The organism is Sediminibacillus massiliensis (assembly GCF_900156915.1).
In the GTDB taxonomy this organism is placed as follows: domain Bacteria; phylum Bacillota; class Bacilli; order Bacillales; family Amphibacillaceae; genus Sediminibacillus_A; species Sediminibacillus_A massiliensis.
The window spans coordinates 1099260-1113682 of the sequence record NZ_LT732535.1 but is presented as its reverse complement, the minus strand read 5'-3'; the positions used below and the strand labels follow the sequence as shown (position 1 = coordinate 1113682).

Below are 14423 nucleotides of genomic sequence, written 5' to 3'. Positions count from 1 at the left end.
TTGTGGATGATTTATCCGTTACTCCTAAGTCAATGAAAATGGTCATATTGCGGGGGATACGTGAAAGCCTCTTAAAGTTGGGCAGCGCAACGAAAGCGGAATTAAGTGAACGACTTAAGATAAGTTTCCCCACGATAAGCAAATTCGTTTCCCGAATGGAAACAAGGGGAGAAGTCATTACGGCAGGTTTAGATGATTCCAGTGGAGGCAGAAGAGCGAAAAGATACGAATATAATTCTGATTACATGTTGAGCTTGTCCATATTCTTGGAGCGGTCAGAAACGAATTATATTATTTCTAATTGTTCAGGAGAAGTAAAAGAGAAAAGAAAAGTGCCCAGTGTGCTGACAGGCAATATCCTGAATTCCTTAACCGATTGTATGGAAAAGTTAATGGAAAATTATCCAACGATTCGCTCTATCGCAATTGGTGTGCCGGGTTCGGTCGACAATGGGCGTATTTTTTTCATACCGGACTATGAAGAACTTCAACATATCGATTTAAAAAAATATTATGAGGAGCGTTTTTCCGTCCCGGTGGTCGTCGAAAATGATATGAATGCAGCGGTGCTCGGTTATCACAGTGACAAGGCAGTCAAGGAAAAGAAATCGCTTATCTATTTGTACTCCGGCCAAAATGGTCCCGGAGCAGGAATAATGATTAATGGTTCTGTGGTGAGAGGAAGTACGTTTTTTTCTGGAGAGGTTACATTCGTTCCGCAGTATGATGACTGTAATTTTGGGCAAGCCTTAAAAATTGGCAGTGATCCGGATAGTGGAATTTTATACAAAGACAGTGAAATCGATGCCATTAGCAGATTGATAGCTTCGTTTGCGGCCATCGTTAATCCGCATTCGGTCATTTTTTGTGATGATGAGATGGAACAAACGACATTGAAGAAAATTGAACAAGCTTGTTCAACCTATATACCGGCTGAACATCTACCGGAACTTACCATCAGTGACTGGAAACAAGATTACTTGCGAGGATTGAACAGCCTTGGATTGGACCTGATGTTGAACGAAACAATCGGTTAAATAGAAGAATTGCTAGTAGATACAGATTAATGGAGGTATTACATATGGCGACATTGCTATTAATGATCATCTATCTCGCTTTTATCAGTCTTGGTTTGCCTGATTCTTTGTTAGGGGCGGCATGGCCTGTAATGCAACAAGACTTGGATGCCCCGTTAGAAACCGCTGGGTACCTTTTCATGATAATTGCCGGTGGTACCATCGTTTCCAGTTTAGCCAGTGGAATGGTACTGAAACGGTTCGGGACCGGAAAAGTCACACTTGTAAGTTGTTTGATGACTGCAGCATCTTTGCTAGGATTCCAATTTGCGCCATCTCTTGTTTGGTTGATTGTATGCGCCATACCACTTGGGTTAGGTGCCGGAGCTATCGATACAGGATTGAACGACTATGTTGCCAGGCATTATAAAGCACATCATATGAGTTGGCTGCATAGTTTTTGGGGAGTCGGTGCCACATCCGGACCTATCATCATGGCTATGTTTATTTCGGACCAAAGTTCGTGGAGGCATGGATATCTAGCCATTGCCATCATCCAGTTCTCCTTGGTTGCCGTCCTTTTCTTTGCTTTGCCTTTATGGAAAAAAGTGGAGAAAACAAACACCCCTTTCTTAGATGAACAGCATGAAACAAAGGATTCGGTTGATCCGGAAAGCAATGTATCTGTCAAACCTCTTCAAGTCGCCGGGGTTAAGCTTGCTCTTATGTCTTTCTTTTTTTATTGTGCAGTTGAATCGACGATGGGGCTCTGGGGAAGCAGCTTTCTGGTGAATGTCAAAGACTTATCGGCTGCTGATGCTGCCAAATGGGTTTCTTTCTATTGGGCAGGATTGACGGTTGGAAGATTTATTACCGGATTTATTACGTTCAAGGTAAGTAACCGGAATCTGATTCGGACTGGACAGTTATTGGCTTTAGCGGGAGTCCTGCTCTTGTTCCTGCCTTTGTCCCTGTTCTCGCTAATTGGGTTTATTCTGATCGGATTGGGGTTTGCACCGATTTTTCCATGTATGCTGCATGAAACACCGGTACGCTTCGGCAAGAAACATTCCCAGACAATCATGGGCTACCAAATGGCAATTGCCTATACAGGTACTACATTCGTGCCGCCTCTTATTGGATATGGTGCATCACATCTCACTATATGGATTTTTCCGTTGTGTGTCGCTGGTTTCATTGGAGCAATGCTGCTGAGCTCGGAAAAATTGAACCTTTTGCTGCAAAAGAAAAATATATACACCAGGCGAAAAGACAGTTCAACTGGTTGATGAAGCTTGCTATCTAAGAATCTAAGATAAAAAACTCTATGATAGACAATAGGAAGGAGCGTTTTTGATATTTGAATAGGTCGCAACCAAGTATCTCGACAATTACCCCGGCCTGGTTACAGGTATTAGAGAGCATCCATCATCAGCGAAATGAAGTTATTGATGAATTTGAATTATATGTTGGTAAAAAGAATTTATTTCCAGGTGTCGAAACCTATGATACCCTTAGATTATCTACATTCACGGTGATGCTTTTCAGGTGAATTTATACAACTCACACAGTCAAAAGGAGGAAAAATTATGACCAATCCTGTGATTATAGTTGGCGCGGGTTTAAGTGGCCTGCGTGCTGCATCCCTGCTTACTGCACAAGGTATTAAATGCAGAGTACTAGAGGCTAGAGATAGGATTGGCGGAAGAGTTTTAAGTGCCTCAGATCCCAACAGACCTGATTTGGGCAGATTCGACCTTGGGCCAACATGGTTTTGGCCACAGCATGAGAGCCATATTGCTAGTCTTATAGAAGAACTAAACTTAGAAACAATCGTACAATATAAGAAAGGCGATATTCTTATAGAACGATTTCAAATCAAGCCTCCTGAGCGTTGTGAGCTGAAAGAAAGTTCTGACGAAAAATGGCTTCGAATCGCTGGAGGAGTGCAGTCTCTTGTCGATGCTGTAGCAGCTACGATTCCCTCTGAAGTAATCGAACTGGAAACCCGAGTTGAAAAAATTCAGCTGGATGAAGCTGGCGATATAACGGTTGAAACAGAACTATCCAATGGAAAAAGGGAAAAAGTTCAGGCAGACGGTGTTATTTTGGCATTGCCGCCTCGTCTTGTGGCGCAGCACATTGAATTTTCGCCTTCCCTCCCACCAGAGCTTATCGTCGACATAGAAAATAAACCTACGTGGATGGCGGGACAGGCCAAGGTGGTTGCAGTTTATGATCGTCCCTTTTGGAGGGAGGCTGGGCTTTCCGGATATGTTTTGAGTGCTGTTGGCCCCTTGGAAGAAATATATGATGCTTCTCCTACCAATGGCTCCGGTGCATTATTTGGCTTTTTCGGAATGCCTTCAGAAGCACGTAATAGATTAGGTGAGGATGAAGTGTTAAATTTGGTTGTTAATCAGTTAGGTAAGCTTTTTGGAAATGAAGCTAAAAACATAGAGGCTATCCTTTACAAAGATTGGGCAAGTGATTCTGAAACAGCTGTTGCGGAAGATTTCAGCCCTTTAAAAAATTACCAGAACTATGGCCAGCCACCAATAAAGGGTGTATGGGAAAGAAAACTTGTTTTTGCTGGTACAGAGACAGACCCCCAATATAGTGGACATCTTGAAGGAGCACTTCAGTCGGCTGAACAGGCAGTTTCTAAAATCATTAATTTGTATAACAAGCTATAAGACAGCTAAATCTCTATCATCAGATAGGGATATTATTCTTATGGTAACGGGGACGATAGATAAATAAGCCCAATATAAAAAAGGACTTCCATAAAATTGTAAGTAGTTCCGATACTGTGGAGAAAATCTAAATTAACATGTGAAATGACATGCAAAAACAAACACTATGTTTAGCACTATAATTAACAGTTCAAATAGCAATTAAAAACGCTTGGGTAATAAAAATACCCAAGCGTTCTATTCTGTATTTTCTTGTTGAACTAAAGCACTCGTTAGCTTAACAACTAATAAAGCCGTTTTGAATAACCTTCTTCAAGCCTTTTCTGAATAGAATCAACACTTGTATTAGGAAGTTTAGCGTGTTCAAATATTATTTTTGCAGCCGACGGCAATAGGGCTTTATCTGTCCAAGAATTAGGTTCCCATAACCCCGAACGTTTGAAGGCTTTTGCACAATGAATAAAACATTCTTCTACCTCAACACCAATACCCAAGAGAGGTTTTTTTCCTTTAAACGACATGTTCTTAAGCAGTTCATCATCCGTAACCAAAGTGGCTTTGCCATTAACTCTCAATGTTTCACCCAAACCAGGAATAAAAAAGAGAAGACCTATTCTTTCATTGGATAAAATATTACGCATAGAATCTATTCTTTTATTTCCAGGTCTTTCAGGTATGACTAACTGGTTTTCACTTAGAACTTGTACAAATCCAGTCTTATCTCCTCTTGGAGAAACATCACAAAATCCAAATTCATCCGAAGTTGAAATAACCACAAATGGTGATTTCGATATAAATTCTAAACAATGATTATCAAGATATGTAATTACTTTGTTATTTACTAATTCACTAGGAAAACCAATGATTGAGCGTAATTCTTCTTCTGTTTGAATCATATTTTTAAACTGATAGTATCCTTTCATATGTACACCTCTAAATGATTGATATTATCCTTAATAATAACATTGCTTCTTCCACATAATGCTCCGTTAGTTTAAGGATACTCTTTCACAAACTCTCCATTTATTTTAACAGTAACAATTTCCTGATTGGTTTTAAAAAATCAGCATCGCAAATTACATCCAAATTCACATAGGAAATAGCACATTTACAACAGTTATTGTCATTATGTTATTAGGGGTGCTATTTTGTATGATAATTCAAATGTTAAAACCCTATAATCGTTGGCATGCAAGGAAAAAGGAAGAGACCAAATCTTCATGCGATTTGGTCTGCTAATTGGCATGTTATTTCGTATGTTTCTCCACCGAAACGGAACTACTTAATAAAATTGGAAGTTCTTTTCTGCTAGTAATATCAACAATTAACTTTAACAGAGCCAATGGAAAAGAAACAAACCTTAGATAACCATCAATGGTAACTAAGGTTTGTTTTTGTTGTGCTTCCAGCTGTTTGCTTGTTAAGCTCGGGTATTAGCTCTTGCAGTTCAAGCAAATCATCGATTACTATGTCTGCCTGGGCGAGTTCCTCTTCCCGTGCAAAATCGAAATTGCATCCCACGGAAACCAGCCCGTTATCCTTGGCTGCGATGATATCTGACAGGCGATCTCCAATTACTGCGCCATTGGTAATGTCATATTTTCGGACGATGTTTTGAACCAGCTCAGCCTTATTCAGTGAATCAATTTGCTGGATGCTGAAAGTTTCTGTGACCCAAAGATCGAGTCGGTAGTATTGCACGATCGTTTGTAAGTAGTCCGTCAGCCCGTTGCTGGCTATGTAAATGGAACAGCCATTTTCTTTCAAGTAACGGAAACTTTCCTGCACATTCGGATACAAGGCACCTTTTCCGCTCTTGATATTTTCCATCAATCTTCCAAGGAAATAGTCGTCCGTTTGGTTCCGTACTTCCTCGGAATGGTCAGGGAGCAATGTTTCCCATACTTTTGGCAAAGGAACTCCCATGATTTCCCGGTATGTATCGATAGGGGTTGCGGCATCCCATTTATTTAACGACCTTAAGTGGTTAAACGTATCTTCCAGTGATAATTCCAGTATTTTGTCTGTTTGAAATAGTGTTCCATCCATATCGAAAATTAGTGCTTGAGACATTCCTTAGACCCCCTGTTAAAAATATAAAAAACTGCTTATCAAGCTTAACAGAAATTTAGTGGAAATCAGGTAGAAAATATCAAACTTTCTAAATCACCAGCTTTCCGGGAACTGATGGTCATGCGGATTACGGGACCTGTTTCGATAGATATATATAATTCTTCCATTTCTAAAACAATGTTGGACAAGTTTTCCTTCTGTCCATCTTTAAAACCGTAACCGCTGACTTTTTTGATAAGGTTCTTTTCAAAAGTGAAACTAGAACCCATCACCACAAACTCCTGCACAGGGGAATCCATCGGTTCGTATTTTACCGGCGCAGGAGTTTTCTGTTTTTGTATCTGTAGGATGTCATCTCCTGTTTCATCTTCCGCCCATTCCACTTTCCAATAAGCCGGGTTGGAAAAGACGGAATCTTTTATTTCCAATACCGGTTCGTCAGAGTGGAGGATGAGATCTTTTCCAAACTGATGTGTATCCAGTTTATTTGCATATATCCCCGATAATAAACAGCCGGCAACAGACTTGAATTCTTCCCATTCTTGTTTGATTGTATTTCTCCTCCTGTCCATTAAGCTTGTGAAAGTTTATCCAACAACCCAAATTGCTTTTGTATAAACAATATGGAAACCTGTTCTTTCCATAACTCCGTAGTTATTTCATGAAAACCCGAAAAGCATTATAGTTACTACCTATAAAACAAATAATATTCAGTCAATTAAACGACAACACAATTTTTGGAAAAAGACACTCTGGCTATGGATATAAAATTATTTTCATCTCAACGGTCGTTTTTCATTAACTTTTCACCATAGTTTGATATCCTTAAGAGAAATGGATGCAGGAACAGGTTGGGGTGGGAAGATGAAAGTGCTCTTAGCAGAAGATGATGTGTATTTGGGTGAATTGACCGTTCACTTGTTAAAGAAAAAAGGCATCGATACGGTTGATTGGGTAACAGAAGGGGAAGATGCATTCGGTTATGCGACGGCTTCTTATTATGACGTGCTCATTCTCGACTGGATGATGCCTAACGGGGACGGTATATCCATTTGCCGGCGTCTCAGGGGAAATGGATATAGCGGAGCGATTCTTGTGTTGACGGCAAGAGATGCTGTGTCTGACCGGGTGGAAGGACTGGATTCCGGGGCTGATGATTATTTGGTGAAACCATTTGAAATAGATGAATTGTTCGCGCGGGTAAAAGCTCTTTCCCGCAGATCGCTTGCGCCTCTTCAAGAAGAAAAAGTCATCATCAAGGATTTGGTGCTGGAAAGGACAAGCCGCAAAGTTTTTCGAAACGGAGAAGAGATCTACTTAACCCCCAGGGAATTTCAATTATTGGATATGCTGGTGAAAAATAAGGGACAAGTACTGACAAGAGAGCTCATCTTGGACAGGATTTGGGGGATTGAAGCCGATGTTTCCATGAAAACGATCGATGCCACAGTCAAATTGCTTCGAAAGAAAATCGACCGTAAATCAAGCGTGAGCCTGATCAGGACAATACGCGGGGTGGGTTACAAAATTGAAGCTTAGAGATTACTTCACCAATTGGCTTCACTGGGATAAGAAAGATGTCTTCACAAAGACGCGCTTGCGGCTGACCTTCTATTACAGCTTCATCCTGACTTTGTTCTTGGTCGTCTTTGTTGCCATCGTCCTGTTTATTTTGTTCAGGGTTATCATAAGTGACGAAGAACGGAAAATAAACGAGCTGGCAAATCAGGAAGTCCGGCAGCTGACAAAGGGTCCGCAAGCCCAAAGGTTTCGTCAGGAAAATAGAAACGTGTTCTTAAGCGAAAATCAATTGTTTTATTATGTGACCAATCCAGAAGGCGAACTGTTGATTTCCAATGAGGCGATCAGCCCATTGCGCCCGATGTTCCTCGAGCTCATCGAGACGTGGGATGTCACTGGGAATGAAATCAAGCAGGAGACGATAAATGTTCCCGCTGATAAAGAAGAGAACAGCCGGCTGAGGGATCTCGATTTGAGGGTACTGATGCTTGGCCGCCCGATTATGGCTAATGGGGAAACGGTCGGTATGATGTACATTGGACTGGATATCACGTATTTCAATACGATTTTCAAATGGGTGCTGATTGTGTTTCTAGGTTTGGCTGTACTGTTTATAGGTGTCGCAATCTGGTTGAGCAATCTGATGTCCAAGAAAGCGCTCGTTCCCGTCGAGACAGCTTATAACCAACAACGGGAGTTTGTAGCCAATGCTTCACACGAACTGCGTACACCGCTCAGCGTCATTTTTTCCTCCTTGGAGGCTCTTGAAATGGAAAAACGGGAAGAGGATGCTTTTACGACAAAAATCCAAAAAGGAATGAAAAGCGAAGTAAAACGAATGACCAAACTGATCAATGACCTGTTGACTCTTGCCCATCTGGATTCCGATCAGGAAAAACAGAGTTTAAACAGGGAATGGTTTGATTTTGCCGAAGTAAGTGATCAAGCATCTCTTTCGTTCCGAAATTTAGCTTCAGAAAAGAAAGTGTACCTTCACTTTCAAGCTGCTGATCCATCCTTGGTATATGGAGACAAAGACAAACTCACACAATTGCTGTATATTCTTGTCGACAATGCCATCAAGTACACAAATAACGGCGGGGAAGTAACTGTCGACATCCACACAGGGGAAAAACAACTTACCATCAAAGTTTTCGATACAGGCGTCGGGATCACAGAGGAGGACAAACTCCGTATTTTCGACCGGTTCTATCGGGTTGATAAGGCACGGACTAGAAAAGAAGGCGGTTATGGATTAGGTTTGTCGATCGCCGAGTGGATTGTCACTGCACATGGCGGAACGATCAAAGTGGAAAGTGAAACCGGTATAGGATCAGTCTTTGAAGTTAATATTCCTTATTAAAATGATTAGTCAAAACGCAAAGCTTGTAGAAAAGCTTTGCGTTTTTATCTTTTTCGATAAATAAACTTCCTATTTTCACCTGATTTTCTCTTTTGTTTTGTAAAGTAAGGATGTACTTAGAAAAGGTTAGATACTTAGGAGGTATCCACATGAACAGAAAAAGAGTGGCAAGTTATGCATTAACAGGGGCACTGGCATTAGGGGGAACAATCGGTCTTGCGACAAATGTTTTTGCTGCCGAGAACAGCACCATGAACTCGTTAAGCGAGGGCACGAAAGAAAAGGTCCAGGCAATCATGGACGAGCTAAAAACCAATTTGGCAGAAGCAGGCATAGAATTACCGGAGAAAGACAGCCATAAAGATATGTTTGCTGATCTGGATGAGGAAACGAAAACCAAACTCCAGGCAATCATGGAAGAGGAAAAAGCAGGAACAATCACGCACGAGGAAGCAGAGGAGCAGTTGGCGGAACTAGGGGTGGAACTGCCGGAAAGAGGCCGGCGCGGAGGAATGATGGAGAACCTGGATGAGGAAACAAAAACCAAAGTCCAGGCAATCATGGAAGAAGAAAAAGCAGGAACGATCACGCGTGAGGAAGCAGAGGAGCAGTTGGCGGAACTAGGGGTGGAACTGCCGGAAAGAGGCCAGCGCGGAGGAATGATGGAGAACCTGGATGAGGAAACGAAAGAGCAGGCAGAAGCTTTGATAGAAGATGCCGAATCACAGTTGGAAGAGTTAGGAGTAGAAGGGCTGCCGTTTAAAGGAATTGAATAAACAAGTTTATTCAAAAGCTAGGTTCTTGTAATGAACCTGGCTTTTTACTAGGAAAGTATTCTGTGGTAATTTCCCCATTTAAGCACTTAATTTCCCGTTTTTATCCATATTCTCCCCATGCCCTCCATAATTTCCCCGAAAACAACAATATTCTCCCCGACAACGGAAAGAATCGCCCGAAACCGTCGAATAATTTCCCCATCACCTTTCCCACAAATGCTAACTATCACCAAAGAGAACGCAGTAAACAAAAAACACCTGGGTCTCCAGTCGACCCAGGTACTACCTACGAACTCGTCTGATTCTCATCATAATCCGGTGCGATCGCCCTTCTGATGAATAAGGCAATAAGAAAGGCGCCTATGCATAGAGCCAGCGCAAACCAATAAGCATGGTGTACTCCTGCCGTCATGGCTTCATTCATTACTCCCTCCGTGATCTCGCCCGATTGTTTTTCCAAGTAGCTGTTCTGTCCGTGGCTCATGATACTGACAAAAACAGAGACACCGAGTGCTCCGCCGATCGGCTGCAACGTGTTTCCGATTGCGGTCCCATGGGGATACAGTTTTTTCGGCAGCTCATTCAATGCATTAGTATGGGCAGGCATCATGATTGCCGAGATTGACAGCATTAACAAGATGTAGACAAGAATGAATGCCCAAATATGTACGGCAGGACTGATGTTGCTGAAAAAGATCATGACACCGACTAATGCCAGTGTTCCGGGGATCATTAATTTTTTCGGACCGAACTTATCGAATAACGTACCCATGACTGGTGACATCAGACCATTCAGGATGGCACCCGGCAGTAACACTAAGCCTGCCAGTTTCGCAGAATAACCCAAGGGGCCCTGCAAATACATCGGCATCACAATTTCGGATGCGAACATCGCCATGATGACTATCACAAACAGACTGACACCCAATGCATAGTTTCGATATTTAAAAACCCTGACGTCTAATAATGGCTCTTCCAGTTTCAACTGTCTCAGGATGAATAATCCAAGACTCAGTAAACTGATGAGTAAAATGGAAATAATCCTTATTGAAGCAATACCATCTGGGGCTTCTCCCGCACTACTGAACCCATATACTATTCCACCGATTCCTATCGAAGACAAGATGATCGACAAGATGTCGACTTTGGGGCGGGTGACTTCCCCGACATTTTCAAGAAATTTCACCGCAAATAAAATGGCAAACAATGCGAAAGGAATTACGGTGATGAACAACCAGCGCCAGCCTAACAGGTCCACGATGACACCTGACAAGGTTGGTCCGATTGCTGGCGCAAACATGATCACCAGCCCGAAAGTCCCCATCACTTTACCGCGTACTTCCGGCCGGTACATGTAGAGCAGTGCATTCATGATCACCGGAATCAACAGCCCCGTCCCGACAGCCTGTGTCATACGTCCTGCCAACAGCATCGGAAAATTGACAGCCGAAGCGGCGATCGTCGTACCGACCAGGAAGATCGACATCACACCGATGAACATCTGTCTAGTCGTAAACCATTGAATCAACAAGGCAGAAATCGGCATCAGTACGCCCATGACCAACATAAAGCCAGTTGCCATCCATTGAACAGTCGGCGCATCGACATTGAATACGTCCATTAACTCTGTCAAAGCTATGTTAAGCAGCGTTTCGTTCAAAATCGCAAAAAAGGCACCAATTAAAAACGTGACCATAATGATTCTAGTATTTAACTTTGTTTCCATATCTTCCTCCATATATCCAAAATTCAGCCGCATAAAAAATAGTATACCTGTTTATGTGTCTCATTGAAATCGTTTCAAAAGGTATTATTTTACTTTTTCACTCTTGAAAGGGTCATTCCGTCACCGACAGGGATTAACACGGATTCCAACTGAGGATGGTTGGCAACCGTTTCATTGAATTTTCTCATCGACTCCGTGTACCGCTTGGATTTGATGCTGTCGTCCGCTACACTGCCGCCAGCCAGAACATTATCGGTAACGATTAAGGCACCGGGCTCCGCCATCTTTACACAAGCATTAAGGTAATTTTCATAATTACCTTTGTCTGCATCAATAAAGAAAAAATCAAATCGGTTACCATCTGCAGCCAGTTTTTCCAGGCTTTCTAACGCAGGTCCTGTTAGATAGGATACCTGATCGCCGAAACCCGCTTTGGCAAGGTTGCTTTGTGCAAGTCTGGCATACTTCTCCTCTAACTCTAGGGAAGTGAGTTTGCCATTTTTACCGAATCCTCTGGCAAGGCAAATGCCACTATAGCCGCCGAGAGCACCTATTTCAAGTACATTTTCCGCTCGTGTAATAGCGACGAGCAGGCTTAGCAGTTTTCCGGACGAGGGTGATACCGATATGGATGGCATCCCGTTTTCCTTGATGGAAGCGATGACTTCCTCCAATAGGTCGTCCTGGTTAGTAAACACTGAATCAATGTAACTGTTGATTTGTTTCATTTAACATTCTCCTTTTCCCTTAATATCGTCCTGATCAAGAGACCATAGATTCCATGTTTAACTAAAGAAGTAGAAGCCGTGATGTATATAGATGGAAGTGTGGACGTTTGTTATTTCTTTTCTATCATTCATTATACATAAGAAATCCCTCTTGCCGTTTTAAAAATGTTTAAGTTTTTCATAAAGTTGTCCTTCATTTTCACCGTTTTTTCACCTTGGTTTTATATTATTTGGTTGAATCTAATATGAAGGAGAACAGAACAATGAACTTTTTGAAAAGATCTTTTTTAAGTGTGAAAGCCCGAAAAGGAAAAAGCTTGTTACAGATATTCATTTTCTCAGCTATCTGCGTGCTGGTGCTGGCAGGGTTGTCCATTCAATCTGCAGCAGAAAAGTCCGGTGATCTTGCCAGGCAGAAGCTTGGTGCCGATGTTACTTTACAGGTCGATATGGAGAAAATGCGGGAACAAATGCAGTCGGAACAGTCAGACGGGGAGCGGGTACGGTTTGAAGCTGCTCCGATTCCGGTCGAATCGGCAAAAGAGTTGATTTCATACGAGCAAATCAAAGGATACAATTTTTACTCGTCCACCACTGTGCTTGCTTCTGATTTTGAACCGATTGAAAGTGAAGGAACAGAAACGGAAGATGAGGCCGGATATGGCATGGAGCCTCCTCAAGGCAGAATGACGGCACAAGGGGATATCAGTATCCAAGGTGTCACGTTTACTGATTCTGCTGCCGATTTTATGGACAGCTCTTCCCAACTAATAGAAGGTGGGCATATTACAGAAGAAGACGAGGGGGGAAATGGGGCTATTATCGAACAAACCCTGGCTGAGGAGAATGGATTGGAAGTCGGCGATTCCATTTCGGTGGCCAATCCGGAGGATGATTCCATTTCGATAGAATTGGAGATCAAAGGTATTTATGAAACAACGTCAACAGGTTCCGATCAGGGGATGAATTTCACCGCCATGATTCCTTATAACAAAATCTATGTCCCTAATTCCGTGGCAGCGGAGTTGAAAGGGTCTGACTCCGAAGGGACGATCGATAGCGCTGTCTTTTATATTGACGATCCGGCCGACATGGAGAGCTTTGTCGACCAGGCTGAAAAAGAGAGCAGCATCGATTTTGACACCTTCCAACTAAATGCCAATGACCAGCTTTATCAGCAAATGGTGGAACCGATCGAAAACGTGGCAAGTTTTTCTAAGAATATTGTCTACCTTGTGTCGATTGCAGGAGCGGTAATCCTGGGACTGATCGTGATGATGTCGATAAGGGAACGGAAATATGAGATGGGTGTCTTACTGGCTTTGGGAGAACAACGCTGGAAACTTGCCGGACAGTTCATCGTAGAAATCCTCCTCGTAGCTGTTATCTCGCTCGGGATTGCTTCAGTCAGCGGTGACATAGTTGCAGGGCAAGTGAGTGATCAACTATTAAATCAGGAGTTGGCATCGGCAGAACAAACGGATACACCTGATTCCTTCAGAGGAGGAATGCGGGGCGGTTTCAATGGTGCGATGCCTGGTCAGGACCAGACTGGACAAGTCGAAACAATCGACGAACTGAATGTTAGTGTAACGGGAGGCGATTTAGGTATTCTTGCCGTCATCGGCATGTTAATCGCTGTTGTGTCCGCATTGCTGCCTTCCCTGTCGGTATTAAGGCTACAGCCGAAAACTATATTGACTAAACAAGATTAATGGATGAATAGGAGTGTTAAAGATGAGTTCTTTACTGGAATTGAAGAATATTCGTTATTGGTACAAACAGGAAAATAGAAAAATCGATATCCTTAAAAATGTTAATGTAAACTTCGAACGCGGTCATTTTTACACAATCATCGGGCCGTCTGGATCTGGAAAAACAACGTTCCTCGCCCTTGCCAGTGCCCTCGATGTGCCAAAGGAAGGCAGTGTTCTATATGAGGGGAAAGACATAAGAAAAATCGGGCTTACCAAGTTCCGTAACAAATATGTATCGATCGTTTTTCAAGCATATAATTTATTGCCATACATGACAGCATTGCAAAATGTAACGACAGCAATGGAAATTACGAGTGCGATTCATCGCAACAAAAAAGAATTTGCTTTGAAGATGTTGGAGAAGGTGGGGATATCTTCCGGCCAGGCCCGGCAGAAAGTGTTGACATTAAGTGGCGGCCAGCAGCAGCGTGTGTCGATTGCCAGAGCGCTTTGCTGCGACACCGAGCTGATCGTAGCTGACGAACCTACGGGAAACTTGGATGAAGAAACCGCGCAGGACATCGTGCAATTATTGCAAGATTTGGCCCACAAGGAAAATAAATGTGTGATTGTCGTTACCCATGATCAAAATATTGCCAGCATGTCCGATATAACGGTAAAACTGTCAAAAGGGGACCTCAACATTCAATCTCGACAAAAAGCAGAGGTTTTTTAATCGAATCGTTTTCAGGAATAAAGGTCATACTTGCTATGGCCTTTATTTTTCATTGCTTTACTGTATGCACCTTTTTCATTAATCAAATACA

The 14423-nt window shown here is 42.4% G+C and carries 13 protein-coding genes and 1 pseudogene; 9 read left to right on the top strand and 5 right to left on the bottom strand.

Annotated features, from left to right (window positions below; all coding sequences use genetic code 11):
• Positions 1-32 precede the first annotated feature (32 nt).
• From CZ434_RS06455 to CZ434_RS06445, 4 genes and pseudogenes are all read left to right on the top strand, one after another.
• Positions 33-1037: an ROK family transcriptional regulator gene (locus tag CZ434_RS06455; RefSeq protein WP_077625093.1), complete on the top strand. Its 1005-nt coding sequence runs from the start codon at positions 33-35 to the stop codon at positions 1035-1037.
• A 44-nt stretch (positions 1038-1081) separates the two neighbouring features.
• Positions 1082-2305 (top strand): MFS transporter, encoded by a 1224-nt coding sequence (locus CZ434_RS06450; protein ID WP_077622368.1) that lies wholly within the window; start codon positions 1082-1084, stop codon positions 2303-2305.
• Positions 2306-2384: 79 nt separating this feature from the next.
• A pseudogene (locus tag CZ434_RS21715) lies at positions 2385-2568 on the top strand (IS1595 family transposase); the annotation flags it as partial.
• A gap of 37 nt (positions 2569-2605) precedes the next feature.
• Positions 2606-3712, top strand: coding sequence for a flavin monoamine oxidase family protein (locus CZ434_RS06445; RefSeq protein ID WP_077622367.1), 1107 nt, complete (start codon positions 2606-2608; stop codon positions 3710-3712).
• Positions 3713-3996: 284 nt separating this feature from the next.
• Here CZ434_RS06445 and CZ434_RS06440 read toward each other — a convergent pair whose 3' ends face one another.
• From CZ434_RS06440 to CZ434_RS06430, 3 genes are all read right to left on the bottom strand, one after another.
• Positions 3997-4635 carry a pyridoxamine 5'-phosphate oxidase family protein gene (locus tag CZ434_RS06440; protein ID WP_077622366.1) on the bottom strand — a complete coding sequence of 213 codons (639 nt, stop codon included), beginning with the start codon at positions 4633-4635 and terminating at the stop codon, positions 3997-3999.
• Positions 4636-5083: 448 nt separating this feature from the next.
• Entirely contained in the window at positions 5084-5785 is a 702-nt protein-coding gene (locus CZ434_RS06435) for an HAD family hydrolase (RefSeq protein ID WP_077622365.1), read from the bottom strand.
• A gap of 65 nt (positions 5786-5850) precedes the next feature.
• On the bottom strand, positions 5851-6357 hold the full coding sequence (locus tag CZ434_RS06430) for a hypothetical protein (protein ID WP_077622364.1): 507 nt from the start codon (positions 6355-6357) through the stop codon (positions 5851-5853).
• A gap of 292 nt (positions 6358-6649) precedes the next feature.
• Here CZ434_RS06430 and CZ434_RS06425 point away from each other — a divergent pair, with 292 nt between their 5' ends.
• The 3 genes from CZ434_RS06425 (at position 6650) to CZ434_RS06415 (ending at position 9445) form a co-directional block, all read left to right on the top strand.
• The gene (locus CZ434_RS06425) at positions 6650-7324 is read left to right on the top strand and encodes a response regulator transcription factor (RefSeq protein ID WP_077625092.1); all 675 of its coding nucleotides are present in this window, start codon (positions 6650-6652) and stop codon (positions 7322-7324) included.
• Positions 7314-8669, top strand: coding sequence for a sensor histidine kinase (locus CZ434_RS06420; protein ID WP_245830929.1), 1356 nt, complete (start codon positions 7314-7316; stop codon positions 8667-8669). Before CZ434_RS06425 ends, CZ434_RS06420 begins: the two co-directional genes overlap by 11 nt.
• 149 nt (positions 8670-8818) lie before the next feature.
• Positions 8819-9445: a hypothetical protein gene (locus CZ434_RS06415; RefSeq protein ID WP_077622363.1), complete on the top strand. Its 627-nt coding sequence runs from the start codon at positions 8819-8821 to the stop codon at positions 9443-9445.
• 286 nt (positions 9446-9731) lie between these two features.
• Here the strand turns inward: CZ434_RS06415 and CZ434_RS06410 are convergent, their stop codons facing one another.
• Complete coding sequence (locus CZ434_RS06410) at positions 9732-11171, bottom strand: MDR family MFS transporter (protein WP_077625090.1); 1440 nt, start codon at positions 11169-11171, stop codon at positions 9732-9734.
• 89 nt (positions 11172-11260) lie between these two features.
• Positions 11261-11899, bottom strand: a complete 639-nt coding sequence (locus CZ434_RS06405; RefSeq protein WP_077622362.1) for an O-methyltransferase — start codon at positions 11897-11899, stop codon at positions 11261-11263.
• Between the two features lie 263 nt (positions 11900-12162).
• Between CZ434_RS06405 and CZ434_RS06400 the strand changes: the two genes are divergently transcribed.
• Positions 12163-13614 carry an ABC transporter permease gene (locus CZ434_RS06400; protein WP_077622361.1) on the top strand — a complete coding sequence of 484 codons (1452 nt, stop codon included), beginning with the start codon at positions 12163-12165 and terminating at the stop codon, positions 13612-13614.
• Between the two features lie 22 nt (positions 13615-13636).
• A complete protein-coding gene (locus tag CZ434_RS06395; RefSeq protein ID WP_077622360.1) occupies positions 13637-14332 on the top strand; it encodes an ABC transporter ATP-binding protein in 696 nt (231 codons plus the stop codon).
• The last annotated feature ends 91 nt before the right edge of the window (positions 14333-14423 follow it).